Genomic DNA, 26,318 nt, shown 5'->3' on the forward strand with positions numbered 1-26,318 from the left:
ACGAACGTATCTCCAACGATCCGGAGAACCCGTGAAACTGCTGTTCAGCGCGACCCCCGCCTTCGGCCACATCCTGCCCCTGGTGCCGCTCGTGCACGCGGCGGTGGCGGCCGGGCACAGCGTCGGCCTCCTGTCGAGTGCCGGATTCCGCGACACTGTCGAAGGCGAGCTTCCACCGGCGGTCGACTACCTCGGGGCGGGCGCGATGCCCGGCACGTTCTCCGAGGAAGCGGCCCGGCGCACGGGGATGGATATGTACCGGCCCGCACCCGCGATGATCGGGGAGATATTCGGTGGCGCACGCGTCGACCTCGGTATCGAGGACAGCATCGACCGGGCCACCGGCTGGGGTGCGGACCTGGTGATCGCGGAACCGTTCGATGCGATCGGCCCGATCGTCGCGGCCCGGCTCGGGGTCGGCTGGCACCGGGCGGGTATCGGCCCGGCGCTGCCCACGGTGATCACCACGGAGATCGATCGCGCGGCCGCCACCCGGTACGACCGGGCGGGCCTCCGGCCCGTCGCCCCGTCGAGTTGTATCGACCCGTGCCCGCCGCAACTACAGGACCCGGACTGGTCCCCCGCGACGCGGGTGCTTCCGGTCCGGCCACAGGCGCACCGCCGCCCGCAGGACGCCGCGATCGACCTGTCCGGCATCGGTGAACGCGGCAGGCCGACGGTGCTCGTCACCCTGGGCACGATCTTCTCCGACCCGGACGTTCTCGAGGCGGTCGTGGCGGCGGTGGCGGGTACCAGGGCCGATGTGATCGCCACCCTCGGCTCGTCCCTGCGGCATCCGGAAGCCGGCCGGTCCGTCCCGGCGCCGCGCGACCACGCAAGCCGGTCGAATGTGCGGTATGTGCCCTTCATCCCGTTGGCGCAATTGCTCGAGCGGGCCGATCTGGTGGTCGGCGCCGGCGGCGTCGGTACCGTGCTCGGTGCCCTGGCACACGGCCTGCCGATGGTGCTCTGGCCCCAAGGCGCCGACCAACCTGTCAATGCCGCGCGCGCCGCCGCCTCCGGGGCATCGATCACGGTCGACTCGGCAGCCGGTATGGCGCCGGCGGTCACGAAGGTGCTGGAAGACGCCTCGTACCGGCGCCGCGCCCGGGAGGTCGCGGCCGAGATCGCCGAGCGGCCGGGGCCGGCCACGGTGATCGCGCAGCTCACGAACCAGTAACCGCCGGTGGTGCGCGCCGCCGACGGACCACAGCCGCATCCGGTCCGTCGCGCGCCGCCGCCGGAGACCACTGCGGCTGTGCGGATATCCGGGCTCACCCGCCCTGCGCCGACAACGGATATTCCGAACCTCACCCCCGGACCGTGCCCTCTACCTGCACACTGAGTGCCGAGCCGCGCAGGATTCCGGTCCTCGCGCGCTCCGTGTACGGGTGAACGAGAGGGATCACTTATGTCCGAAACCATAACCTCGGGACCGGCCGTTCCCGACGGCCGGCCACCGGCCACCGGATCGGCCTCGTCGCGGGCGGCGACCCGCCGTGCGGTCTGGAACACACTGCGCGGATCGTCGGGCAATCTCGTCGAGTGGTACGACGTCTACGTCTACACCGTGTTCGCCTCGTATTTCGAGAGCCACTTCTTCGATTCGGCGGACAAGAACTCCACCGTCTACGTGTACGCGATCTTCGCCGTCACATTCCTCATGCGCCCGGTCGGCTCATGGTTCTTCGGCCGCTACGCCGACCGGCGCGGCCGGCGGGCGGCACTCACCTTCAGCGTCTCGCTGATGGCGGCCTGTTCGCTGGTGATCGCACTCGTGCCGGGACGCGAGACGATCGGCGTGGGCGCGGCCGTGATCCTGATCCTGTGCCGGCTGGTGCAGGGGTTCGCGACCGGCGGTGAGTACGGTGCGTCGGCCACCTACATGTCCGAGGCGGCCACCCGGGAACGCCGCGGCTTCTTCTCGTCGTTCCAGTACGTGACCCTCATCGGCGGCCATGTGCTCGCCCAGCTCACGCTGCTGGTGTTGCAGGTGTTCATGGACAAGCAGGAGATCTCCGATTTCGGCTGGCGTATCGCCTTCTTCATCGGCGGTGTGGCCGCGGTCGTGGTGTTCTGGTTGCGCCGGAGCATGGACGAATCACTGACCCAGGAGCAGCTCGACGCGGTCCGGCGCGGTGAGGATTCCGAATCGGGCTCCCTGCGCGTCCTGCTGGTCGAATACTGGCGGCCGCTGCTGGTGTGCTTCCTGGTCACCATGGGTGGGACCCTCGCGTTCTACACCTACAGCGTGAATGCCCCGGCCATGGTCAAGACCGCGTTCGAAGGTCAGGGGATGACGGCCACCTGGATCAACCTGGCCGGGCTGGTGTTCCTCATGCTGTTGCAGCCGGTCGGTGGACTGATCAGCGACAGGGTGGGCCGTAAACCCGTCCTGGTGTTCTTCGGCATCGGCGGTGTCCTCTACACCTGGTTCCTCATCACCTTCCTCCAGGACGCCACCTCGGTGGCGGCGACACTGGTGGTGACCTGCGTCGGTTACGTGCTGCTCACCGGCTACACGTCGATCAATGCCATCGTCAAGGCCGAGCTGTTCCCCTCGCATATCCGGGCCCTGGGCGTCGGTATCGGTTACGCCCTGGCCAATTCGGTGTTCGGCGGTACCGCGCCGATGATCTACCAGGCCGCGAAGAACGGCGGACAGGTGCCGTGGTTCATCGGGTACGTGACGGTCGTCATCGGTATCTCGCTGGTCGTCTACCTCTTCGTACTGAAGAACAAGACCGAGACCGCACTGGACAAGGAGCAGGGGCGCGCCTTCGGGTAGCGGACCCGGTGGCGTCGTTCGCTGTCAGAGCGGCATCCCGTTCGCGAGGAACTCCAGTGCCTCGTCGACGACGGCGTAGATGTCCTCGCCGTTCTCGATCGCGCGCAGATAGGCCATCAGAGCGACGCCCGCCACCGCACCGCTCCAGTACCGCACCCGCGGATCGGCCGGTTCCCGGCCGGTCCGGCGGGCGACGGCCTCGATGAACTGCGGCAGATCCGTCTCGACCTTCTGCGCGACGGCGCCGCGTAGCTCCGGCACGGTGGCAATGAGTTTCATCCGGGTGGTTTCCACTACGGCCAGATCCTGCTCGGTATTGGCGAGCACGGCGAGCAGCGCATTGCGACCGGCTTGAAGGGGGGAGAGCTCGGCGGGCTCGGCGAGGAACTTCTCCAGGAAGATGGGGTCCACACGGTCGAAGAGCACCGTATCCGGTTTGGTGGGGAAATAGCGGAACAGCGTGCTCGGCGAGACCTCGGCGGCCGCGGCCACCTCCTCGAGCGTGGTGTTGGCGTATCCCTTTTCCCGGTAGAGGCGCAGGGCGTGATCCTGGATGGCTTCACGCGTCCGCTTCTTCTTGAGTTCTCGCAGCCCGCCGGTGCTCATGGTTTCATCCTGCCGAACCTTTCGCCGGCGCAACAATGCGGTGGTGTGCGTCGGCGGGGTCGGGCCCCGGCGCCGCGCGCAGCTTCTCCCCCTCGACATCGAGGTTCGGCAGGATCCGGTCCAGCCACTGCGGCAACCACCAGGCTTTCTCACCGACGAGCGCGAGTACCGCCGGGACGATGGTCATCCGGACCACGAAGGCGTCGACCGCGACCGCCGCCGCCAGCGCCACCCCGATCTGCACGATATCGCTCGCCTCGCCGGTGGCGAACCCGGCGAACACGCTCACCATGATGATCGCGGCCGCGGACACCACGCGCGCGCCGTACCCGAAACCGGCGCGGACCGCCGCGGTCGCCGCGGCGCCGTGCACGTATTCCTCCCGCATCCGGGTCACCAGGAACACCTCATAGTCCATGGCCAGCCCGAACACGACGCCGATGATGAAGATCGGCAACATGCTCACCACCACATCGGTATCGCGGATACCCAGCCATTCCAGATGACCCCACTGGAAGGTGGCCACCAGGACACCGAAGGTCGCCGCCACGGTGAGCAGGAAACCCCCGGTGGCCTTCAGCGGTACGACGATCGAGCGGAAGACCGTCATCAGCAGCAGGAATGACAGACCGACCACCACCAGGAGGTAGGTCCACAGGGCGTCCGCCATCCGGCTGCTGAAGTCGATGATGACGGCGGCGGTTCCGGTGACCGCGATCCGGGCACCGGAATCGGCGACGCTGTCGGCGACACCGCCGCGCAGCCGCTGAACCAGTTGCTCGGTCTGTCCGCTGTCGGGTCCGCTCTCCGGGACGACCCCGATGATGGCCGTATCACCGGCCGGGTTGAATTCCGGCGGTGCGACCATGGCGACCCCTTCGGCTCCGGCCAGGGCCGCGTGCACCTGCCGTGCGGCGTCCGCGGGCTGTGGCGCGCCCGCGAGGTCGACGACCACCAGCAGCGGTCCGTTGAACCCCGGACCGAACCCTTCCGCCACCGCGTCGTATGCCCGACGTTGCGTCGAATGCTCGGGATAGGTGCCCTGGTCCGGCACGCCGAGGCGCAGATCCAGCGCCGGCAGGGCCAGGACACCGAGTCCGAGAAACGCGACGATCAGTGTCGTCACCGGCCGGCGGGTGGTCAGCGCCGCCCAGCGCTGCGCGAGAGTCCGCCGCGGCCGGCCGGTCGCCGCCGGCGAGGCACCCGCGGTCGCTTGCCGGCGCCGGCCGCGCCGCAGCACCCGCCGCCCGGCGAACCCGAGCAGTGCCGGCAGCAGGGTGACGGCCACCAGCACCGCGACGACCACGGTCACCGCGGCGGCGACCCCCATTTCGGTAAGCAGCCCGATCCCCACGACGCCGAGTCCGAGCAGTGCGATCACCACGGTCAGGCCGGCGAAGAGGACGGCGGATCCGGCGGTGCCCACCGCCCGGCCGATGGCCTCCTCGGGGTCTGGAGTCCGGGTCAGCTCATGGGTGTAGCGGGAGACGATGAACAGCGCGTAGTCGATACCCACGGCGAGACCGAGCATGAGCGCGAGGATCGGGGTCGTGACGCCGAGGTCGAGAAAGGCGGTGGCCGTGAGGATTCCCAGCAGCCCGACCGCGACCCCGGTGAGCCCGGTGACCAGCGACATCCCCGCGGCGACCAGCGACCCGAGCGTGATCACGAGAACCACCGCGGCGACGAGCAACCCGATGAGTTCCTTGCTGACATCCGGCATCAGCTCCATCACGTCGCCGCCCACCGCGACCCGCAGGTCGGCCGAACCGCTCCGTTCGACCAGGTCCATCAGTTCCTGACGACTCGAATCACGCACTGCCTCGAAGGACACGGCGTAGGTCACCTCGGCGACGGCGATCCGCCGATCCGCCGAGATCAGGCCGCTGTCGTACGGGCTGCGCACCGCCGCCACCTCGGCCGCCCCGGCGGCGGCGTCGACCACCTCGGTGATCCGCCGGCGCAGCACAGGATCGGTCACGGTGCCGTGTTCGGCGATGAAGACGATCTGGGCGGATCCGCCGGCCGACGGAACCTCGGCGAACCGCTCCGCCAGTAGATCGAGGGCTTCCTGGGATTGTGTGCCGGGCAGGCTGAAGGAGGTCGCGGAAGGGGAGGCCAGGGTAGCGGCCCCCACTCCCAGGGCGGCCACCAGCAGCACCCAGCACAGGAGCACGAGTCGTCGAGCGCGAAAAGCGAACCGCCCGATCCGATACAGCAGGGTCGACATGACAGCCTCTCGAAAATGGTAGTTACTGTTTTATGACAGTAGCTACCATTTTTGAGCGGGGCAACGCCTCGCACCTCGAACCCGGCCAATCGGTATGCCGGACACCGACCGCCGATCGGCATCGAGGGTCGGGCCGCGCAACCGGCGAACTCAGCGGCGCAGGGCCATATCGGGGCCGGTGGTAGTGCCTGCGTCCCGGCGAGCCGGCAAGGTGAGTAGCCATGCGAGTGCCACGACTGCCGCGCCGACAAGGGGGATCGCCGATGCGGAATGGTTGTCGACGAGGTAGCCGCCGATAGCCGCACCGAGGGCGCTGCCACCGTAGAGCCCGCTGATTGCCAGCGCGAGGGCGAGCATGGCCTGCTGGGGGTCAACGGCCATGATCCCGGCCTGGATGGCGGGGCTGAGCGCCCAGGCGAAGATCGACCAGATTCCGATCGCGACGAACAGCGCCGGGGTGACAGTGGTGGTGGCGGTGAGTAGAGCCGCGAGTGCCAGCAGTGCGACGGCGTGCCCGCCGACGATGACCGCGCGGGCGGTGCGTGGATTCGTCTTGTCGGTGAGTGCGCCGCCGAAGAATACGGCGGCCACGCCGACGATTCCGACGAGGAGCAGCGCGGCAGTGACCTGGCCCGAGGTGCCGTCGAGTTTGGTCTCGAACACAGCTCCGAGGTAGTTGTAGAACATCAGGCCACCGGTGCCGCACAGGAACATCGCACCGACCAGAGCCATGATGTGGGGGTTGGAAACCGGGGTCAACCGCGCGGCCAATCCGACCCGGCCCCCACCGGCGACCGAGGGAGCGAAAGCGCCCACAGCCACGGCGGCCAGTGCGGCAACGACCGCGATCAGGCCGAAGGTAGCGCGCCAGGAGTACAGGTCACCGATCAACGCTCCGGCGGGAACCCCGGTGAACAAGGCCACGGTCAGCCCGGAGGTCGCCACCGCGAGGTAGCGGCCTTGCTGACCGTCGGGCGCCGCACCACCGGCGATAGCCATCGCGGTGGGAGAGGCTGCCGCAGCGGCGAGCCCCGCGGCGACGCGCAGCGCCAGCGCGAGCCAGAAGATATCGACGACGACCATGAATGCGTTGGCCAGCGCGAAGATCATCAACCCCCAGATCAGGATGCGTTTCTTATCGACCCGATCGGTGATGACCGCCAGGACCGGTGAACCAAGACAGAAGGCCAGCGCGAATGCGGTGACCAGGTGGCCCGCCTGACCGGCGGTCACCTCGAGGTCGTCCGCGACCGCGGGCAGGATGCCCGAGATCACGAACTCGTCGGTCCCGAGGGCGAGCATGGCGACGAAGAGCAGGATCAGCCACGCCGGTAGTGATCGTGCAGGTGAGGTACTCATAACAGCCTTCGTTCGTTGTTCGTCGATCATCGAATGACGGTGAAGGTAGCATCAGTGGTGTGGTACGAACAACGCCCCCGGATTACCGTGATCTCGCCGAGGTCGAACTCGCCGAAGTCATGCACGCACTGGCCGATCCCGTGCGCCTTGGGCTGATCCGGTTGCTCAGCGACGGCCACGAAGTCGCATGGGGGCAACTCGACGTCCCGGTGGCGCCGTCGACTCTGAGCTACCACCTGAAAGTGCTGCGTTCGGCGGGACTGACCCGCACACGCAAAGAAGGCACACGCTGCTTCGTGCACCTACGGACCACCGATGTCGACCAGGCATTCCCCGGCCTTCTCGACACCACACTGACCCTGATGGCACACACACCGGGCGGGATCGTGCCGGTGAAACTCAAATCCGAAACACGGACCGGCGAACCTACCTGCCGACTGGCCGGCTGACCGACATCAACCACAGGCACCGACGGCGTGAGGAAACGAACGCGCGCAGTGACGTCATTCTCGTCGTCACGGTCACGCCTGACAGGCTCTGTGCGACGGCAGACTTCGGCGTTCAACGATGTCGGAATTCACTGGCACAACCCTCATCCGCTGTACATCGCGTCGACCTCCGTCGCGAACTCGCGAAGTACGATATTGCGCTTGAGTTTCAAGGAGGGGGTGACATAACCGTTGGCCTCGGTGAGCTCGGTGGGCAGCATGCGGAATTTACGGACGGCCTCGGCCCGGGAGACAGCTCGGTTGCCGTCGTCGACGGCGGCCTGGATCGCGGCGAGCAGATCGGGGTCGGCGGCGAGATCGGCGACAGTGGCCTCGGCGGGTTTGCCGTTGAGCTGTTTCCAGGTGGGGAAATGCTCGCCGTCGATGGTCACCAGGCAACCGACGAACGGTCTGTGGTCGCCGACAACGATCACCTCGCCGATGAGAGCGTGTGCGCGGATGCGGTCTTCGATGACCGCGGGAGCGACGTTCTTGCCGGCGGTGGTAACGATGATCTCCTTCTTGCGTCCGATGACGGTCAGGTATCCGTCCTGGTCGAGGGTGCCGAGATCGCCCGTGGCGAACCAGCCGTCCCGGAACGTGTCGGCGGTGGCCTGGGGGTTGTTCCAGTACCCGGTGAACACATTCGGGCCACGCAGCAGAATCTCCCCGTCGTCGTCGATACGAACCGAGGAGCCGGGTAGCGGCCGGCCGACCGTACCGATCTTCGGCCGGTCGTCCGGGTTGAAGGTGGCGGCTCCGCAGGTCTCGGTGAGGCCGTAGCCCTCCAAGACGGTGAATCCGACCCCGCGGTAGAAGTGGCCGAGCCGTTCGCCGAGCGGGGCGCCGCCGGACAGAGCGTGCGTGGCGCGTCCCCCGAGCGCGGCGCGTAGCCGGCGGTAGACCAGGCGGTCGAACAACGCATGCCCGATTCGGAGCGGGATCGGGACCCGGCCGCTGTCGCGGGCACGGCTGTAGGCGATCGCCGTCGTGGCCGCGAGATCGAAGATCCGGACCCGGCCGGTCAGCTGGGCTTGCGCCCGGGCGGTGTTGTACACCTTCTCGAAAACGCGAGGCACACCCAGGATCAGCGTCGGCCGGAATTCCCCGAGCTCCGCGGTGACGTCCTTGATATCGCCGACGTGGGCGATATCCACCGGAACGAACGCCGCCGCGATCTCGGCGATCCGGCCGAGCACATGCGCCAAGGGCAGGAACAACAGGACCGAGGACTCGCCGGTGCGGAACAGTTCCGGCAGCCGAGCGGTGATATTGCCCAGCTCGGCCAGGAAGTTACCGTGGGTCAGCAGGCACCCCTTCGGCCGGCCGGTGGTGCCGGAGGTGTAGACGATCGTCGCCGGTTGATCGGCCGTCAGGGCCGCCCGGCGAGCGGCCACGACAGAATCGCCGATCCCGGCCCCCGCCGCCTGCAAGGTCGCGACGGCGCCGGCATCGATCTGCCAAATATGCGTCAATTTCGGCAGCTGATCACGCAGGCCGGCGACCACGGCCGTGTGGTGGTCGGTTTCGGTGACGATGGCGACCGTTCCGGAGTCGGAGACTATCCACTCCACCTGTTCGGCGGAGGACGTCTCGTAGACCGGTACGGTGATCGCGCCGGCACACCAGATCGCGAAGTCCAGCAACGTCCACTCGTAGCGGGTGCGGGACATGACGGCCACCCGATCCCCCGCCTGAATGCCGTGTGCGATCAGCCCCTTCGCCGTCGCCAACACCTCGGTACGGAACTGGGCAGCGGTAATATCGCGCCAGCGGCCGTCCACCTTGCGGCTGACCACCGCGATATCCGGGTATCGCTCGGCGTTGCGGTCGATCGGATCGGTGAGGTTCGCGTCGGGGTGGACCTGATACAGAGGTGGCAGTCCGAACTCCTGCATGATCGCTCCTCTCCGGCGACGCTGCCGGAAGGCACACAATGCGCTCCACCTGAGCACGCGGCGCTCAGCCGAGTATGAACCGCACCGCACCGGCGCGGATACGGTTATCGGCAGTCTGCGCGAGGACCAAAGTCCTCTGTCGCGGACGATGCGGAACCTCCCGGCCTCGCGACCGATCTCGGCACGAAACCACCGGTCGCGGGCGATATCGCCGCCCACCGTCGGAGCCCTGGACCGCCCCGAACGCGGGATTCGGTTGTTCGGACCCGGACAGCATGCCCGGTTTCTTCGCCCCGGCGGCGAAGTACTCGACCGACGATGGCCTTCGGCCCTGTGAGCTCCGGGCACGAGGCCGCATCCTGGATCAGGTGGGCGAAGGCCATCGCGTCTGTACGTGTCGAGCCGACGATCGCGATCACGCCGCGCAATGCGCCGGCAATGCCGTCGACCGCCCGCCCTCGGAGCCCCTTTCGAGACGGTTAGGAGAAAACGTGAACGTACTCGTGATTGTCGGCGCCGTGGTGGTCGTGACACTGATCATGCTGTGGCTGTCGGTCCGGGTGGTGACCCAGTACGAAAAAGGAGTGTTGTTCCGCCTCGGACGCGTGATCGCAGTCAGAGAACCCGGGTTGCGGATCATCATCCCGGTCGTCGACCGACTGCGTGAGGTATCGATGCGGATCATCACCATGCCGATCCAGTCCCAGGGCATCATCACCCGCGACAATGTCAGCGTCGACATCTCCGCCGTCGCCTACTTCCGCGTCATCGACGCCGAGAAGTCGGTCGTGGCCATCGAGAACGTGCACGCCGCCATAGATCAGATCGCCCAGACCACGCTCCGCAAGGTCGTCGGGCAGCACACCCTCGACCAGGCACTCGCCGAGACCGACACCATCAACGCCGATATCCGGCAGATCCTCGACACCACCACGCTGGAGTGGGGTGTCGAGGTGACCCTGGTCGAGCTGAAAGATATCCAACTGCCGGAAGCCATGAAACGGGCCATGGCCCGCCAGGCCGAAGCCGAACGGGAGAAGCGAGCCAAGATCATCGCCGCCGAGGGCGAATCCATGGCCGCCGCGGCCCTGGGCGACGCATCCGACACCATGGTGGCCCACCCGCTCGCCCTCCAGCTCCGCAACCTGCAGACCCTCCTGGAACTGGGCGTCGACAAGAACACCACCGTCGTGTTCCCGGCCCCGTTGATGAGCGCGATCGGCGATATCGGCGCCTTCTTCGCGCGCGAGACCGCCGCCTCCGAGACGGTTAATCCCGTCGCCCGGACACTGCCGACGACCCCGCCGCACGCGACACCGATACACACCGGGACATCGAGCACCACCGTCAAGACGCGTACACCGCCGGACTGACCCTGCCGGACGTCTCGCCGACGCCACCGCGGCGCGAGCGTCGAAGGTGTCGTCGACGGCCGCCCGAGAGTAGATCACGTCCTTCTTCTTGCGCTCGGCCCCGCCTGCCGGGCCTCGGTCATTTCATGGTCGCGAGATTGCGCCAGAGGTTCTCGAGACTGTCGGTGCCGCCGAACAGGGTGGTGAAGTTGGTGGAGTCGATGAGGACGATATCGCCCGCCCGCCGGCCGGCCGGCGGCATCCAGATCAGCGCGTTGAACTCCGTGTTACCGGCCGCGGTGAACGGGTGCGGCCGCGCCGGGTCGACGCGCTGGCGACCCAGGACCCGTAACGAATCGCTCTCCGGCGCAGTGAGTTCGTAATGCGGGAGATGGGGGTGGAAGTTCAAGGTGGTGACATCGTCCAGCAGCCGAGGTGTATCCAGATCGCGAAAGGCGGTCAGCGGGGCGATCTCCCGGGTACCGTCGATGACCGCCGGGCGCAGACCCCATATGTTGTGCACCGGTACTTCCAGGGCTTTCATCAGCGAACGCGTGTACCGGCCGAATCGCTGCTGCCGGGGTACCAGCGGGTCGCCGTGATGCTCGTATTCCGTTTGCCGCTGTGCATAGTCGTCGGTGAAGCCGACGTCGTGGTGCGGCGCCAACAGCAGGCACGTACCGTCACGCTCCAGCCACTCCCGGACCGCGGCGCTCTCCTCGGGTGCGGCTTCCTGCTGGGCGAGCAGGTGGTCGAGCCCGAACACCATCAGCGTGTCCGTGTCGGCCAGGATCCGCTCATCGATCGGCAGTATGTATCCGGCCTGGTCGATGCGCTGGAACACGGCGACGGGATGACCGGTCACCGCACCGGCCAACCGCTGGAACGCCAGCGTGGAGCGGTGGAAGAGCTCCAGCGTGCCGGCAATACCCTGCAGGAAGTGCGCCGCGTCGAAGGCGGGGGTCTCGTAACCCGGCCACGCCGCGTTGCGCACTTCGGTCATGGTGGAGAAGCGGTTGTAGATTTCGGCGGGATCACGTTGGGCTTCCCACGGGTAACTCCACGCCCAATAAATGCTTATCCGCCGGCGTCCGTCGTGCCTGCGCGGAACGTGGGTCTGGTTGTAGGTGCGGGCCGGCGACGGGGTGCTCATCATGTCACCTCTCCACTGTCCAGGGAGGCCAGATACCGGAGGGCTCCGATACCCGGCAGGAAGAAGTACGCGCCGCCGCGGAGAGTCGTGAAGGCCGGCAGGTTCGCGAGCACCTTGCGGATGGGCCGCTCGGGGATCGTGAACTGCAGACTGCCGTCCTGCGCGCCACAGATGGGGTCGCGTTCATTACCCAATTCATGGAAAGTCTTATCGTTGATCCAGACGTTCTGCGCGAACTCGAACTGGCGAACCAGGCTGGCGCAGATGATGAACGCGGCGATGCCTCGATCCGCCCCGTCCTCGGATGCGTCTTCGGGCAGCGCCGGACCGTAGGTGGCGCCACGACGAATCATCCTGTGCCGGTTCATATTCGCTGCGGTGCCGCGCGGATTGAGCCGCCGCACGTGCGCGCCCAGTGGCACGGCGTAGCCGTGCGGGTCGGTCTCCGCGTAGTCGAAGTCGTTGTTCCGCAGCGGATCCGCCCCCAGCTGTGGATCATCGCGTTCGGGGGCCAGGGCCAAGGGTGCGCCGCTTCGCCAGCGGCCCATGAGTTTCGCGGCGAGCAACTCCTGCCCGTCCGGGGTATCGGCGTGCTCGCGCAGATAGTTCCGGAACGCGCCGACATGCTCCCGCAACCGCCGGTAGGCCATATAGCTGCCGTTGCGGGACAGCACCTCCGGCTGTGGCAGTCCGCGGGGCGGCCCCGCCTCGTCGGGGTACCCGAGGATGAACTCACCGGGTTCGAGCGGTGCACCGGACCCCGGTGTCGGTTCTTCGCCGGATCCTTTCATCACCGGCTGGGACAACCGGTCACGGAATCCGAAATGGTCGTGGGCATAGTCGAACGGTGGCGTCGCGTTCAGATCCAGGTACGACAGCACACGCACACCGGGGCAGCGGGCCACCAACCGGTCGTGCTCCGCCGTGCATCGCCGGTGTTCGTCGGCGGTGCGGGCGAACAAGATCGCGATGGCGTGCAGGTCGTCACCGGCCAGCCCACCCACCCAGTTGTCCGGGTGGCCGGCCCCCGTATCGCCCAGGATGTCGGCGCGGGCGGGCATACCCTCACGGAACTCGTTCGGGAAGGTGGCGAGCGCCTCCTCCGGCACTCCCAGCGCCCCCAACCCGCGCCAGGTGAAGGCCAGCGTGATCCAGCGCTCGGAGCTATCCATCGTGGCGCGTGCGTCGGCAGCCGACTGAACCCGGTCCACCAGCGCGGTCAGCCAGGCCCGGCCGCCGGCGGGATCGTCGAAGGACAGGAACTCGTAGCGGCCGGTCATCGCCGGGGTACGGGTCAGCAGGATGTGCTGGATATCGTCCAGCTCAAGGGTCGGCACGGCGATCACTGCATCTGATCGAGCATATCGGAGAACGCGGCCTCGAGCCGCAGCGCCTTCTTGATCCGCTCGGCGGTGACGTAGGGGTACTCGCCGTATTCGAGGAAACTCGGGACGTGGTGCTCGCGGACGAACCGAGCGAATGCCTCGGGATTCTCCCGCCAATCCTCGGGAAACCCTTCGAGGTTAGTGAACACGGTGGTGATGCCGGTCTTTCCGAAGAGGGCCACGGCATCCTCGGTGTACTTGTCGAAGTCGGTATCGAAGATCCCCTGGTATTGAAAGTGCAACCCGGAGCCGACGTCGAACAACTGCCATCGCAGATAGTGGAGCCGCAGCGGCGCGAGCACATTCGGACTACCTGCCACGGCGTCTTCGATCTGCTTCCCGTACGCGCGTATCGCCTCTTCTCGGCCCGGTTTGACCTTCGCGATGATCGAGAACCCGTAACAGGCGGGGGTCCGCGGGTAGGTCGGACCGTAGCGACCCCGCTCCAGCTCGAAGTAGCCCTCCCGGGGGATGGCCATCGCCGCGGGTTCGCTCCATTCCTGATCGTTCGCTGGCATATCGCCCTCCCGGACAGGAGTTGACCGAACATCGAAAACCGACAAACACGCGGTGGAACCCGGAATGCCGCAACCCCCGACGTCGGGACCCTCGGGGAACATCCGCCGGATTCAGAATAACTGTGAAATTGCCACTCGGCACCCCCCGATCCCGTCCCCTGGCACCCCGGCGGCGTATACGCTCCCGGAGCATTACGGTCCAGCGCGACACCGCCTTGCGGCCGTCGTCGCCGCGACCGCGGCCGCGAGCTCGCACTGTGACGACTAGCCATCCCGGGTATCCACCGCCTGGACGCGTGGCAGCCACCACCGGACCGCCCCCGAGCCGTATCGCCGACCCCGGGACAGCGGTCGAACCATGATCCGGCCCGAACGGCCGGGCCGGGGTCGTCGCCCGACCGATTAGCATTTCAGGAACACCTCCGGACCGCGCGGCGATCGAAGGAGACTTCTCGTGGAACGGACAACCTGCTTGGTGGCCGGCGGCGGACCGGCGGGGCTGATGCTGGGCCTGCTGCTCGCCCGGGCCGGGGTCGAGGTCACCGTACTGGAGAAACACAAGGACTTCCTCCGCGATTTCCGCGGCGACACCGTGCACCCCACCACCCTCGACCTGCTCGACGAGCTGGGCCTCGGTGCCGAGTTCGGGAAACTGGGCGCCCGGGAGTTGCGCCGGATAGTGCTACCGATCGCGGGCGGTACGCAGCTGCTCGCGACGTTCGAGCAGCTGCCCGGCCCGCACAAGTATGTCGCGATGGTGCCGCAGTGGGATCTATTGGACCTGCTGGCCCGCACCGCAGCGCCGGAACCGACCTTTCATCTGCGGATGAGTACCGAAGCGACCGAACTGCTTCGGGCCGAGGGCAAGGTCATCGGTTGCGCGTACCGGACGGCCACCGGCGCGACCGGCGCGATCCACGCCGACCTCACAGTGGCCTGCGACGGTCGCGCTTCCGCACTCCGGGCCTCGACCGGACTGCCGGCGCGGAGCTGGCCTACACCGATGGACGTGTGGTGGTTCCGTCTCCCGCGCACCGCTACCGACCCCGCCGGAGCGCTCCCCGTCGTCACCGCCCGCCGCGCCGCCGTCATGCTCGACCGTGGTGACTACTGGCAATGCGCCACACTCATCGCCAAGGGTGCCGACGCGGAAGCCCGACGTGGCTCGGTCCGGGACATCATGCGCAGCATGGCCGACGCCGCGCCCTGGCTGAACGACCGGCGCGACGCCCTGACCAGTTGGGACGAGGTGAAGTTACTCGATGTCCGACTGGATCGGCTGAGCACCTGGTACGTCGACGGACTGCTTTGTATCGGCGACGCGGCGCACGCGATGTCCCCGGTCGGGGGTGTCGGCATCAATCTCGCCATCCAGGACGCCGTCGCCGCCGCCAGGATATTGGCCGCACCGCTGCTCGCGGGAACCACGACGACCCGCGATCTGGCCCGAGTACAGCGCCGCCGTACCGTCCCGACCGCGGTGATCCAGGCGGTACAGCGGGTGCTGCACGCCCGCCTGATCGTGCCGGCTCTCACGGGCCGGGTCGAGATCGCCGGCGCCCCGAGCACACCCCGGACCCTGCGATTACTGCGCCGGATTCCGCTGGTGCGCAGCATTCCCCCGTATCTCCTCGGCCGCGGCGTCCTCCCCGAACACGCACCGGATTTCGCGCGCCGCCCGCCCGCCGGGGCTGTCGCCGAGCCGGAGGAACCGGCATCCGACGCATGACGGTAACCGTATGAAAGCTGGGTACCGGCAGCAGTGGATATAGTCTCAGGTCGGGGCATGTATTCCAGCGAATTGCGGGCCTGTCCATTCCGCGATGGACAGGCCGATAGGCGGCAAAGAAAACGTCGACCCGCCTCGAAAACCTTTCCGTAATTAACTATTAAAAATGGATAGTTAATTCCGGAAAGGTTCTTTTCGGCACGTCTAGATCGATGATTTCGACCACAGATAGATGAGAACAGGTTATATTTTAAAAACCCTTTTCGGAGGGTTCGACATCCGGTCGCACCGTTGCTCAACATTTCTGGAGATAGCCATGAGATCGACCTCGTCCCTGCTTCGTGCCGGTATTCTTGCTCCGGTAGCCGTCGCTGCCCTCTTTTGTTCGGCGGCACCGGCAAATGCCGACCCCGTCAGCGTGAACTGGAACTGCCGGGGCACGATCCTCGGTATCGGCCAAACCTCGAACATGACCACATCGGTCACCGGCACCGCACCGGGCTCGGCGGCGTCCGGTTCCGCGGTGGCCATCACCATCACACCGGGTGCCTCGTCGGTTCCCAGTTCGGCTTCCGGCTTCACCGTGAACAACATCAGCAACCTGAAGATGACCATTCCGACTCCGGCGAATTCGACATTGGTCTCGGCTACCGCCTCCGGGGGCACCGTGGCCGGCACCGTCTCCACATCGGGTGGGAACGTCACGCTGACCGTACCGGGACCGATCGCCGGCGGCACCAGCTTCACCCCGCCGGCGGTGACCATCAATGTCACCGCCGGCACCGCCGGAACACCGATCACCAGCAAGTACGCGGGGACCAGCTACACCAGTCCCGGCATGACCATGACGACCAACGTCGCATTGGTCGGCAATGTCGCGACCTCGTGCTACCCGAACCCGTCCCCGACCCTCACCACCACGACTGTCAGCTGAGCCGGCGGACAGACACCACGGCGTAATGACCGGCGCCCGCGCCGGTAGCCGGTGGTGAACATGACTGGACCGGGTTGTCCCAGCAACCCGGTCCAGGTCTCACCCGAGGTGGTCCGGTGGGAGCCAGCCCTCATAGTGATTGCCCTGCTTCGGGTTTGGTGCAGCGGCAGCTACTTCGACCGAATATTCGGATGCGCACTATCACATCGGTCGCTGTGTCGTACAGTGCATATCCGACACAGCAACGGTCGCTTCGACGGCCGGAGCGGTGCCCGCTTTCGTGATGGTCGCCGGCCGCGGTTCGGGCTGCCGGCCGATCGATCGACAGGAGCCCACATGTCCGCTTCGAACGCCCGGCGGCGATCCCTACCGCACACAGGGAAAACCGTGGCCTGTACTCGTGATTCCCCGACTGCCCTCGATCCACGCCGCGCTACCGCGGCCCGCGGCATTCATCCGGTCCACCGATCTCCCTGACTCCCCGGACGAAATCGGACGCTCGGCGACCGAGCGCGCCCTGATCGGTGACTTTCGCTGAGCGGTTTGAAGTTTCGAGTGATCGAGGGAAGGCCTATGTGTCCGAGAACAACCGAACCCGCCCGGATCTCGGTCCAGCTCAGAAGGGCCCTGGAGTTCTATCACGGAACCGTCGAGGATCTGGTCCGCGAATTGATCAGAGTACTGGGCGTGAACGAGACCGATCGGCGCGCCCTGGAGATCGTCCTGCTCGAGGAGGAGAAGGCTACGACGCCCAAACTGCTGGCCGAACGGCTCGGCCTCACCGCTGCCGGCGTCACGATCATGCTCAACCGGCTGGAGAAGCAGGGCTACATCGCCCGATCGCTGCACCCGACCGATCGTCGCCGCGTGATCGTGATGGCCACCGACCTCGCGGCCCATCGCATACAGGAACTCGTCGTACCCATGATCGTCGAGAGCTACAAGATGCTGCTGAGCTCGTACGACTCCGCGGAACTCGACATAATCGCCGACTTTCTGATCCGTGCGGGCGAACTGCAACAAATCCACCGGCAACGGCTGCGGAACGTGGTTCCCTATTCGAAACCCTGAAATCCTCGATCACGAAGGCTTGCCGAGTCGATAGAATTCCGAGACGCTTCGAAATCAAGTGCCCGTATTTTTGCTGTGGAAGTCCGAATGCGCAGTGCTTGCGCACTGACCTTTCGGTAAATTCCTGAATCATCGATGCCTCGCTCGGTCTTTTCGGCGAGGCGGCACCGTACTGCCCGCACTTCGGTGCTCGGCCGAACCACTGGAATTCGGTGTCCGACACTCGGGATTTTTCGGGTGGTGCAGGCGGTGCCGTCACGGATACCACAGGCCGGGTCGTCCGAAGTGGCGTCACCGGTTCCCAGCGGTCGGCGCATCTCGCGGGAGAAAGCAGTAGTTCAAATGCAAACCGAAGACAACAGCGAAGACCGAGTGGCAGAGCCGGAAATCGATGCCGAGCCGCCTCGGTCGCGGATCCTGCGGTGGCGCGGCCGGCAGGCCGCGGGACCGTCGGCCGATCGGTTCCGGCGCCACATATCGCGCGCGGCTGTGGTGGCCGCATCGGCGACCGCGGCAATCGGGATAACGATCATGGTGCGGGCGGATTCCGACCCGCCGGCCCGAGCGAACGACTCGGGTGAATGCACCATAGCGGCGTTCGACCACCGCGCAATCCGAAGCCGGACCAGCATGACGAACCCGAACACGATATCGGGCGCACCGAGCGACGTCGCACCGAGCGAGATCGCTGTACCGGGCGATATCGCGGGCTCCGACACGGCTACCGATCCCGGAGCCGCCCAGTCGAGCCCCGATCCCACCGACCCCGGTACCGGCACGGCCCCTGCGACGGAGCCGACGACAGCCATAACGCCGGATGTCCCGGCCGAAAACTCGACCGATGCGTCGGTGAGTGCGAGTTTCTCTGCCACGGTGAGCCTTTCGATCCAGGCCACAGTCGGCGTGCCGGATCCGGGTACGGCCACCTCGACCTCGGTATCCACGGTGACCGTCACCATGACTCCGACCGATACGCCGACGGTCCCGGTGACAGCCGACCCGAGCACGGTGACGGTGCCGGCAGATCGGTCGACGATCACCGTCACCTCCGAATCGGCGACCACCACGGCGCCGACCACCACGACAACGGCACCGACCAGCACCGCTACACCGGCACCGACCGGTACGACGACAACACCGACCGGCACCACAACTACGGCCACGACGGCGCCCCCGAGCGCCACCACCACCCCGACTCCGACGAGTTCTGCCCAGATCTCCACGTCACCGGAGGTGTCCACAGTACCCGTGTCGCCGACGATCGCCTCGCGGTAGTCCGGGACATCGACGCCGACCAGTGGTGCGCGCTGAGCGAGCGAATCACCATGGTCTGCCCCACTCATCCGGACCAAGGACCTTCGAGCTACCGAGGGAGCCGATGAGCATCGCCTCGAGCAGTGCGACTTCGCCTCGGGATAAGGTTCCGATGCGCCGAGGTGGTCTGCCTACGACCATATGCGAGGTGCACACGGTGCATGGGGATCGAGCTGCCGGTGCCGGCGGTCGGCGCATGCTCCTGGCTTGCGTCAGCGCGGCGGGCCGCGATCAGCGTTGGTTCCGCGGTCCCGGAAGACCGGAGGCCGTGGCCGCCGGCCGAAGAGCCGGGCAACGCGGAGTGTGCGGCGATCATTGCGCCGGTTGTTCCTGGACCCAATGGAACCCGGTGCTACGCAGGGTGAACTGGTCCGGATCCACACGGTGCAGAACCATGGTCACCGAGTGACCGCCGAGTTGGCCGGTCAGCGTGGCCTGGTCCGGGGTGGTCTGGTCGAAGGTCAACGCGGCCGGGAGTGTACCGCCACTGTCTTCGGCGGGGACTTCGATGCGGTGGGTGGCAGGGTCGACGATGCCCGGTGCCGTGACAAGTGTGCCGTCCATCAGCTGGTATGAGATCTGGCCGATATGTTCGAATACGACAGTACGCCACTGGGTGTCGTCGGTCAGCATGGGCGGGGCCGGTTGTCCGTCGCGGGTGAACTCCGATACCGACCACATGCCGTACAGGGGTGGCTTCGGGCGGTCCGGTCCCACCGCCTTCCAGATATCCCAGGTGAAGTACGTGATCGATACTGTCACCCAGACAGCGAGCGCGACCTGGCACCAGGTAGCGATTCGTCGTGCGCGGGTGGTCCGGAAAGGGTAGGGCGCGGTGGATGGCCCCGTCGTGTGGTTCAGGACCAGCGCCTCGGCGAGCCTGCGTGCCTCCGGGGCCAGCAGCACAAGGCCCATGAGCAGCAGGTGGCCGGACAGGATCTTCACCGGCACACCGAAGGTCATGTTCAGAATGAATACCTGCGCCATACTGACCACCGCCAGAATCGACCCCACCAGCGCGGTTCGCGGGATGAAGAGCAAAAGCCCCGCTGTCAATTCCGCTGCGCCGAGCAGGATCTCGTATGCCGGGGACGCACCGACCTGGTTCCACAGCAGTGTGAACGGTGTGAGGTCGCCGACCGGCGTCAGCAATGTCGTGAGGGCCGGTTCGGGCATCTGCGCCGGAAACACCTTGGCCAGACCGTAATGCACCAGCTGCGCGGCGACACACAGGCGCAGTAACAGCAGCAACCACCCGGCGAGCCGCCGATACTCCACACGCCGGTCGAGCAGCGTCCACACCAGGGTGCCGACCAGCGCGATCACCAGTACGCAGAAGAGCTGAACCCAGTAGATACCCTGATCGCCACTGCCGTTCAAGTACAGGGCCACATCGACGTCGAAGAGCGTGTGTCCCACCCATGACAACGCCGGTTCCGTCAACCGGACCTGCCAGAACACCGCGTCGTCGGGTAACCAGGCGCCGAACAATCCGGTGAACTCGAACAGCATCACCGGGGAGACCAGGCAGAACAGGCCGAAGTACAGGAAGCAGAATCGGAAGACGACACGGGTGAACGGCTTCCAGCGGCGTGGTGCGGGGGCGGGCGATTCCGGCAGCGCCGGTCGGGTCGCCGTCGTGGGTGTCCGAGCGGGTACGGAGATCGGAACGGTTTGGTCGAGGTGGTTCATGAGCCCGCCACCTTGATGGCCCGGTGGTCGGCATCGGCTGTCGAGACAGTGACTTCATCGAGGAGTCGCTGCGAACCACTGCAGTCCAGGAGTAGGTGCGATCCGGGTACAGGGCATATGGCGGGCCCGCCCCCGGTGGGATCCAGCATGGCCACGGTCATCCTTCCGTCAGTGGGAGCAGGATGGTTGCCAGCAAGCGCGGCGTTCGTCCCCCCCCTGGTTTATTCGCGAGCAGAGGTTGCACCAACTCGGCGAAGTCCTGGGCGAAGCGCGCGAATTCCGCGTCGTCCAGGTGTAAGGCCACCTGCTGGTAGCCGACGCCGTCCGCCACCAGATCGATGGACTCCCTGGCGAGATAGCGGGTGAACTCCGACAGCAGGCTGCCGACGAATGCCGTGAAGTATCGTGCGTGCTCCTGCGGAGTGGCCGAAGCCAAACTCTCCGCTGTCGGGGTCAAGCCCCCCTCGGGCACCGAGTACACCCGCTCGGTCGCACCGCCGACCTTGCGCTCGGCGACCACCTCCAGCATGCCCGCTCCGGCGAGCGTCGCGATATGGCGGTAGAGCGTGGCCTGCGGCACATCCGGCAACAGCCCGGCCAGTTCGGAGGCCGTTCGGCGGGTGCCGGCTACCGAGGTCAGTATTCGGATACGCACCGGATGCAGCGCGAGGTCTGCCCAACGTGCCGATGATGCGCCCATGACTCGACGTTATCATTATCGATAACGAGAATATAGTCCTAATTCTCAATGCCCGTGCCGGCCCCAGGGCAGGGTCCTACGGCGCGCCGGCCGCGGAGTACCGACGAGGTCGCCGCTGATGAACTCGGACTCGAGCGGTATTTCGCCCGGCCGAGGGTGCGTTCGACCGGGCGAGGCAGGTGAACGTTTCGGCGTGGACGTTCTCGGCGATTTCGCCGGCTTGCCCTGCTCTCATTTTCCCGCGAGCCAGGCCGCCTCTTCGCCGGGTTCGGGTAACACCCGACCCCCCTCGACTGCGAAGTGCGCAGGGCTGCTCTGGAAGACCACCAGCACTCGGTCGGTGGGGATAGCGGTCACGCGTGTAGCCACGGCGGCGATCTCGGTGGCCAGTCTGGTGGTATCCGCTTCGGGATGCCCGTTACGCACCCAACCGCTGATCAGCAGAGGGCTGGCCGGGACACCGTCGGTGTAGACGCTGTCGGCGGGAAGGCTGGGGAATACGACGTTGACGTAGGTGCTGGGGACGTGGTTGATCTCGGAATGGATTCGCGATATCTCCGCAGCCAAGGCCGCTTTCACCGCGCCGGATAACGCAGACTCGACAGTTGTGCAGGTATAGACAGGCATGGTTCTCCCGACCGCCTGTCACCGAGCGGGCCCACGCCTGCAGTACCTGATCCACAAGGCCCAGGAGATGGAACCCGAGGAAGGACAACCGCCCTATCTCTGGCTGGCTGTACACGCCTTGGGGGTCACTCCCGGTTCCACGACAAACACGAAGATGGGGTTTCGTCGTCGGAGTCCCCCATCCGCATTCCGGTGCCCGACGCCGAGCTGGTGTGTAATCGGACGCACCGGCGCGCGCAGCGGGACTCGGGTCAGGGTGCGCTAGCGCGGGTAGACCTCTACATAGGCGTTGGTGGCCACCGCGAGGATGCCGGGGCCTGCCCCGGTGCAGCCGGTGGTGACGCGGTCGCCGGACGGGACGAAGGGGTAGCTGAGGGTGTGGTACGGGCCCATGGCGTAGAGCGGGAACGGACCGTTGGCGTAGAGGCCGAGGCATTCGACGCGTAGGACGTAGTTGCTGCCGCCGTCGGGTCGGCAGATCGCCGAGGCGCCGAAGAGGTCACGTTCGACGACACAGTCCTGGGGCGCGGCCTGGGCGGTGCCGGAACCGATGATCGCGACGAAGGCCAGGCCCGAGATACCGGCGGTCGCGAGTCGCGCTGCCGAAACGATGTTCTTCTTCATTGAAGTTCTCCTGTGTCGAGGTGGTTGACGAGCTTCGCCGCATCCGCGGCGTCGGTTTCGATATCGAAGATCTCGGTGAGGATCCTCGGGACATCGGAAGATCGCAGCGTACGGGTCTCGCCGGTACCGTCGGGGTAGTTGGTGTGCAGGGTGAGACCGTCGAGCATGTGGTGGGCCTCTGGGTGGAGGCGCTGCGCGATGGGGCGAGTGGTGAACGGCGAATGCGGGGACGTCGAGACGTAGTAGTTGCCGACGGCCTGGTCGATCGGGTACTGCGGGTTCATCGTGAAAGTGCGACGGGTGAGCCAGCCGTTGCGGGAGAAGTGGCGCAGGGTCCACAAGCCGCCGCCCAGCACATCGGTGTCGCGTTCCAGCGTGAATCGCCATGCACCAGCGGTGAGTTCGCCGTCGACAGGGGTGAGTTCGATCGGTTCCAGCGGTCCGGAGCCGAAACCGACATCACACAACCAGCCTCGTTCGTCATCGGTCGTGGTGACGTGCAGCAGGGCATGTGTGGCGGGGAGCAGGCGGGTGTCCGCGCCCAGGAAGATCCGTCCGGCCAGGCCGGTGACCCCGAAGCCGAGCCGTTCCAGCACCGCGGCGAACAACGCGCAGTTCTCGAAGCAGTAGCCGCCTCGGCGGTGTCGAACCATCTTGTCCTGCATGGACTCCACGTCCAGCCGGACCGGCCGGCCCAGGATGATCTCGAGGTTCTCGAAAGGGAAGGTCGTGGTGTGCCGATAGACCAGGTCGCGCAATGTCGCCAGGGTCGGTGCACGCACGCCGGTGTAGCCGATGCGGGCCAGATACGCGTCCAGGTCCAGGTCCGCACCGTGCCAGGTGCTCATGCGCGGCCCGGTCGGCCGAAGTGTTCGACCAGTCGGGAGTAGCTGTCGTCGCCGTGGCCGGCGGCCAGGGCGTCGGCGACGAGTCGCCTGGTGTAGGTCGGCAGCGCGATATCGATTCCGCGGGCCTCGCTTTCTGCGATCACATCGTCGATGGAGGGCAGGTGGTGTTTGAGGGCGCCGAACGGGGTGGCGAATTCGGCGCGGTCGATCTCCCCGGCGAACAGCCCGAACAGCGACGGCAGCGCCGCCAGGGACGGCTCCGCCTGTTCGGTGTAGCGGCCGATCGGGATTCCGGCGTCGCGGAGCAGCGCCGCGGCGTGCAGGAACCCGTTCAGCAGGCCCCACATGATGTCGTGGAGTGCCATTCCGTACAGCAGTGGCACTCCGGGGTCGGTGGACACATGGGTCGCGCGGCCACCGAGTGCCCGCAGAACCGATTCGTACCGGTCGAAGACCGGCCGGGGGCCGCCGAAGAAGATCACCGCGTCCGGCGAGCCGATCGCGGGAGCAATGGTCATGATCTGGCCGTGCAGGTAGTCCGCACCCAGACCGGTCACCAGACCCGCTGCGACCCCGGCCTGTTCGGACGGGCCGTCGGTCAGGTTGACCACGGTACGCCCGGCCAAGGCGGCGCCCGCCGCCCGCAGTAGCTTCTCGGCCACCGCGCCGTCCTGGACGTTGACGATCACCAGCTCGGCCGCACGGGCCGCCGCTTCCGGCGACTCCGCCGCCCGGGCACCCGCGGCCACCAGCGGCTCGGCCTTCTCGGGGGACCGGTTCCAGACGGTGAGCGGGTGTCCGGCCGCCAGCAGGGCTGCGGCCAGCGCGGAACCCATCTCACCCAAACCGAGCAGTGCGATTGTCATGATTCTCCGATCTCGTTACTTGGTAAACGACCCTGCAACATCAACTTTTGTTGAGGTCAAGAGGTGTGACGTAGGCGACCTCGGCCGGCAGCGCGCGCCTATTGGGCAGCGCCCAGGCCGCGAGGAGGCCGAGCAGGATGAGAGCGGAGGCGACGATGACCGTGCTGCGCAGACCGTCGGCGGTCGCCATCCGCAGCGTGTCGCCCTCGAGCCCTGTCGTGCCCGCGTTCGCGATGCCGACGAGCACTGCGAGTCCGGCACCGGTGCCGACCTGCATGGCGGTGTTGGCCATCCCGCCCGCGGTGCCCTGCTCCTGTTCCGCGACACCGGTGCCCGCGGCGGCGTACATGGTCGGGTAGACGGTGCCCATCCCGGCGCCGTAGACCAGGATTCCGACCAGGATCGTGCGGTAGGAACCGTCGGCGACCATGCCCGCGGCGAGCAGGGCGCCGCCCAGCGCACCGAACAGCAGCCCGGCGATCAGCGTGGCGCGGATACCGATCCGCACGATCAGCCGCTCGGCGACGAAATTCGCGACCGCGATGACCAGCGAAAGGCTCAGGAACACCAGCCCGGTGACCAGCGCGCTGTAGCTCCACACGTTCTGCAGGAACAGGGTGAGGAAGTAGACAATGTTCTGCATGGTCGCGCCGAAAACGAAGATGACGGCCAGCACCGGCCCCAGCGCGCGGGCCAGCCGCAATGGCATCAGCGGGCTGTCGCTGCGCGACTCGATGGCCAGGAACGCCGCCAGCAGCGCCACCGCGAGCGCGCCGCCGCCGAGTACAGGTGCCGAAGTCCAGCCGGATTCCGGTCCCTGCGCGACGGTGAACACCAGCAGTGTTACGCCGACCGTCCCGGTGAGCGCGCCGGGCACGTCGAACCGGCCCCGATCGCGCGGACCGTCCGCACGCAGCAGCGGGAACGCCGCCACCACGCCGACCACGACCAGCGGCACATTGATCAAGAACACTGCCTGCCAGCCGAAAGCGCTGGTCAGAATGCCGCCGAGCAGGGCGCCGAGGCTGAGCCCGCCGGCCCCGGCCATCGCCCACACCGCGAGTGCGCGGATCCGCTGCCTGCCCTCCTCGAACATGGTGTTGACCAGCGAGAGTGTCGCGGGGAACAGCAGGGCCGCGCCGATGCCCTGGATCGCGCGGGCGGCGATCAGTGCGATCGTGCTGGTGGCCAGGCCCCCCAGCAGTGACGCGATACCGAACACCACCATGCCGAGCACGAACATCCGTCGCCTGCCGAGCAGGTCCGCGGAGCGTCCGCCCAGTAGCAGCAGACCGCCGAAGAAGATGGCGTAGGCGCTGACCACCCACTGCATGGAATGCCCCGAGAATCCGACGTCACGGGCGATATCGGGCAGGGCGACGTAGATGATCGTGAAGTCCAGCGAGGTGATCAGGCTGGAGAAGGCGAGTAGGGCGAGTGTGGTGGCGGGACGTCTCATGACGGTGTCTTCCTCTACAGCGGATAGGGGCGGGCGGCGCGGGCGTCGTGCAGCGCGCGGGCCCACCAGATGAGCTGGTTGAGCAGCGCGGTGGCGGCCGCGCCCGCACCGGCGCTGTCGAGCGGCCGACCCGCATCGTCGAACTTGTTCCAGCACGAGTGGAAGCTGACGGTGTCGCGGATCGCGATGGCGTGCAGTTCGCCGAACACCTGACGCAACTGTTCGGCGGCGCGCAGACCCCCGGAGACGCCGCCGTAGCAGACGAACGCGACCGGCTTGGCCTTCCACTCGTCGACGAAGGAGTCGATGGCGGTCTTGAGGGCGGCGGGATAGCCGCGGTTGTATTCGGGCGAGACGATGACGAAGGCGTCGGCCCCGGCCAGACGTTTCGACAGGGCCGCGACCGTGTCGTCGGGCTGGTCGAGATCAGCGGGGAGCGGGGTCTCGGCGAGATCGATCAGATCGAGGTCGAGTCCGCCGTGTTCTACGGCGTGACCGTGGAACCAGCGGGCGACCGTCGGCCCGAATCGCTGGGTACGGGTACTACCGATGATGATCGCCACGCGCAGGAGTTCGGATGCGGGCATCGAGTCTGCCTTCCGGTCGGGTCGTTGTCGTCACGACCTTCGCCCGGGCGACCTACGCCGCGCCTACAGTCGCCCTACACGGTCCGGAAA

Annotated in this window: 23 protein-coding genes; 7 read left to right on the forward strand and 16 right to left on the reverse strand. The window is 66.9% G+C overall.

The features are described from left to right. Nucleotides 1-31: 31 nt before the first annotated feature. Nucleotides 32-1,180 (forward strand): nucleotide disphospho-sugar-binding domain-containing protein, encoded by a 1,149-nt coding sequence (locus tag ACQPYS_RS22990; protein WP_433490800.1) that lies wholly within the window; start codon nt 32-34, stop codon nt 1,178-1,180. Between the two features lie 231 nt (nt 1,181-1,411). Continuing rightward, nucleotides 1,412-2,788, forward strand: a complete 1,377-nt coding sequence (locus tag ACQPYS_RS22995; protein ID WP_433490801.1) for an MFS transporter — start codon at nt 1,412-1,414, stop codon at nt 2,786-2,788. Nucleotides 2,789-2,812: 24 nt separating this feature from the next. On the opposite strand, the gene ACQPYS_RS23000 is transcribed toward ACQPYS_RS22995, so the two are convergent. From ACQPYS_RS23000 to ACQPYS_RS23010, 3 genes are all read right to left on the reverse strand, one after another. Continuing rightward, on the reverse strand, nt 2,813-3,394 hold the full coding sequence (locus tag ACQPYS_RS23000; protein ID WP_433490802.1) for a TetR/AcrR family transcriptional regulator: 582 nt from the start codon (nt 3,392-3,394) through the stop codon (nt 2,813-2,815). 4 nt (nt 3,395-3,398) lie between these two features. After that, nucleotides 3,399-5,624 (reverse strand): MMPL family transporter, encoded by a 2,226-nt coding sequence (locus ACQPYS_RS23005; protein ID WP_433490803.1) that lies wholly within the window; start codon nt 5,622-5,624, stop codon nt 3,399-3,401. 150 nt (nt 5,625-5,774) lie between these two features. Then, nucleotides 5,775-6,983, reverse strand: coding sequence for an MFS transporter (locus tag ACQPYS_RS23010; RefSeq protein WP_433490804.1), 1,209 nt, complete (start codon nt 6,981-6,983; stop codon nt 5,775-5,777). Between the two features lie 59 nt (nt 6,984-7,042). On the opposite strand from ACQPYS_RS23010, the gene ACQPYS_RS23015 reads away from it, so the two are divergent. After that, the gene (locus tag ACQPYS_RS23015; RefSeq protein WP_431939965.1) at nt 7,043-7,432 is read left to right on the forward strand and encodes an ArsR/SmtB family transcription factor; all 390 of its coding nucleotides are present in this window, start codon (nt 7,043-7,045) and stop codon (nt 7,430-7,432) included. Nucleotides 7,433-7,575: 143 nt separating this feature from the next. Here ACQPYS_RS23015 and ACQPYS_RS23020 read toward each other — a convergent pair whose 3' ends face one another. Continuing rightward, entirely contained in the window at nt 7,576-9,369 is a 1,794-nt protein-coding gene (locus tag ACQPYS_RS23020; protein ID WP_433490805.1) for an AMP-dependent synthetase/ligase, read from the reverse strand. 539 nt (nt 9,370-9,908) lie between these two features. On the opposite strand from ACQPYS_RS23020, the gene ACQPYS_RS23025 reads away from it, so the two are divergent. Next, on the forward strand, nt 9,909-10,742 hold the full coding sequence (locus tag ACQPYS_RS23025; RefSeq protein ID WP_431940035.1) for a slipin family protein: 834 nt from the start codon (nt 9,909-9,911) through the stop codon (nt 10,740-10,742). Nucleotides 10,743-10,860: 118 nt separating this feature from the next. Here ACQPYS_RS23025 and ACQPYS_RS23030 read toward each other — a convergent pair whose 3' ends face one another. The 3 genes from ACQPYS_RS23030 to ACQPYS_RS23040 form a co-directional block, all read right to left on the reverse strand. Next, nucleotides 10,861-11,874 (reverse strand): hypothetical protein, encoded by a 1,014-nt coding sequence (locus ACQPYS_RS23030; RefSeq protein ID WP_431939967.1) that lies wholly within the window; start codon nt 11,872-11,874, stop codon nt 10,861-10,863. Further along, nucleotides 11,874-13,154, reverse strand: a complete 1,281-nt coding sequence (locus tag ACQPYS_RS23035) for a Dyp-type peroxidase (RefSeq protein WP_433493108.1) — start codon at nt 13,152-13,154, stop codon at nt 11,874-11,876. The genes ACQPYS_RS23030 and ACQPYS_RS23035 overlap by 1 nt, the downstream gene beginning before the upstream one ends. Before the next feature lie 62 nt (nt 13,155-13,216). Continuing rightward, a complete protein-coding gene (locus tag ACQPYS_RS23040) occupies nt 13,217-13,777 on the reverse strand; it encodes a hypothetical protein (protein WP_063042643.1) in 561 nt (186 codons plus the stop codon). A gap of 454 nt (nt 13,778-14,231) precedes the next feature. Between ACQPYS_RS23040 and ACQPYS_RS23045 the strand changes: the two genes are divergently transcribed. From ACQPYS_RS23045 to ACQPYS_RS23055, 3 genes are all read left to right on the forward strand, one after another. After that, nucleotides 14,232-15,506, forward strand: coding sequence for an FAD-dependent oxidoreductase (locus ACQPYS_RS23045; protein ID WP_433490806.1), 1,275 nt, complete (start codon nt 14,232-14,234; stop codon nt 15,504-15,506). Nucleotides 15,507-15,738: 232 nt separating this feature from the next. After that, the gene (locus ACQPYS_RS23050) at nt 15,739-16,440 is read left to right on the forward strand and encodes a hypothetical protein (protein WP_433490807.1); all 702 of its coding nucleotides are present in this window, start codon (nt 15,739-15,741) and stop codon (nt 16,438-16,440) included. A 573-nt stretch (nt 16,441-17,013) separates the two neighbouring features. Then, nucleotides 17,014-17,511 (forward strand): MarR family winged helix-turn-helix transcriptional regulator, encoded by a 498-nt coding sequence (locus ACQPYS_RS23055; protein ID WP_433490808.1) that lies wholly within the window; start codon nt 17,014-17,016, stop codon nt 17,509-17,511. 338 nt (nt 17,512-17,849) lie between these two features. Here the strand turns inward: ACQPYS_RS23055 and ACQPYS_RS23060 are convergent, their stop codons facing one another. The 9 genes from ACQPYS_RS23060 to ACQPYS_RS23100 form a co-directional block, all read right to left on the reverse strand. After that, on the reverse strand, nt 17,850-18,854 hold the full coding sequence (locus ACQPYS_RS23060; RefSeq protein WP_433490809.1) for a hypothetical protein: 1,005 nt from the start codon (nt 18,852-18,854) through the stop codon (nt 17,850-17,852). A gap of 283 nt (nt 18,855-19,137) precedes the next feature. Next, the gene (locus ACQPYS_RS23065; RefSeq protein ID WP_431939973.1) at nt 19,138-20,517 is read right to left on the reverse strand and encodes a DoxX family protein; all 1,380 of its coding nucleotides are present in this window, start codon (nt 20,515-20,517) and stop codon (nt 19,138-19,140) included. A gap of 157 nt (nt 20,518-20,674) precedes the next feature. Continuing rightward, the gene (locus ACQPYS_RS23070; protein ID WP_431939974.1) at nt 20,675-21,217 is read right to left on the reverse strand and encodes a helix-turn-helix domain-containing protein; all 543 of its coding nucleotides are present in this window, start codon (nt 21,215-21,217) and stop codon (nt 20,675-20,677) included. Between the two features lie 231 nt (nt 21,218-21,448). Beyond that, nucleotides 21,449-21,844, reverse strand: coding sequence for a tautomerase family protein (locus tag ACQPYS_RS23075; RefSeq protein ID WP_431939975.1), 396 nt, complete (start codon nt 21,842-21,844; stop codon nt 21,449-21,451). A 261-nt stretch (nt 21,845-22,105) separates the two neighbouring features. Next, entirely contained in the window at nt 22,106-22,468 is a 363-nt protein-coding gene (locus tag ACQPYS_RS23080; RefSeq protein ID WP_433490810.1) for a hypothetical protein, read from the reverse strand. Beyond that, complete coding sequence (locus ACQPYS_RS23085) at nt 22,465-23,316, reverse strand: arylamine N-acetyltransferase family protein (RefSeq protein WP_433490811.1); 852 nt, start codon at nt 23,314-23,316, stop codon at nt 22,465-22,467. The genes ACQPYS_RS23080 and ACQPYS_RS23085 overlap by 4 nt, the downstream gene beginning before the upstream one ends. Continuing rightward, nucleotides 23,313-24,182 carry an NAD(P)-dependent oxidoreductase gene (locus ACQPYS_RS23090; RefSeq protein WP_433490812.1) on the reverse strand — a complete coding sequence of 290 codons (870 nt, stop codon included), beginning with the start codon at nt 24,180-24,182 and terminating at the stop codon, nt 23,313-23,315. The genes ACQPYS_RS23085 and ACQPYS_RS23090 overlap by 4 nt, the downstream gene beginning before the upstream one ends. Before the next feature lie 40 nt (nt 24,183-24,222). Next, nucleotides 24,223-25,641, reverse strand: a complete 1,419-nt coding sequence (locus tag ACQPYS_RS23095; RefSeq protein WP_433490813.1) for an MFS transporter — start codon at nt 25,639-25,641, stop codon at nt 24,223-24,225. A 14-nt stretch (nt 25,642-25,655) separates the two neighbouring features. After that, nucleotides 25,656-26,228 carry an NADPH-dependent FMN reductase gene (locus tag ACQPYS_RS23100; protein ID WP_063042668.1) on the reverse strand — a complete coding sequence of 191 codons (573 nt, stop codon included), beginning with the start codon at nt 26,226-26,228 and terminating at the stop codon, nt 25,656-25,658. Between the last annotated feature and the right edge of the window lie 90 nt (nt 26,229-26,318).

It is taken from the genome of Nocardia grenadensis (assembly GCF_050942415.1).
Lineage (GTDB): Bacteria > Actinomycetota > Actinomycetes > Mycobacteriales > Mycobacteriaceae > Nocardia > Nocardia grenadensis.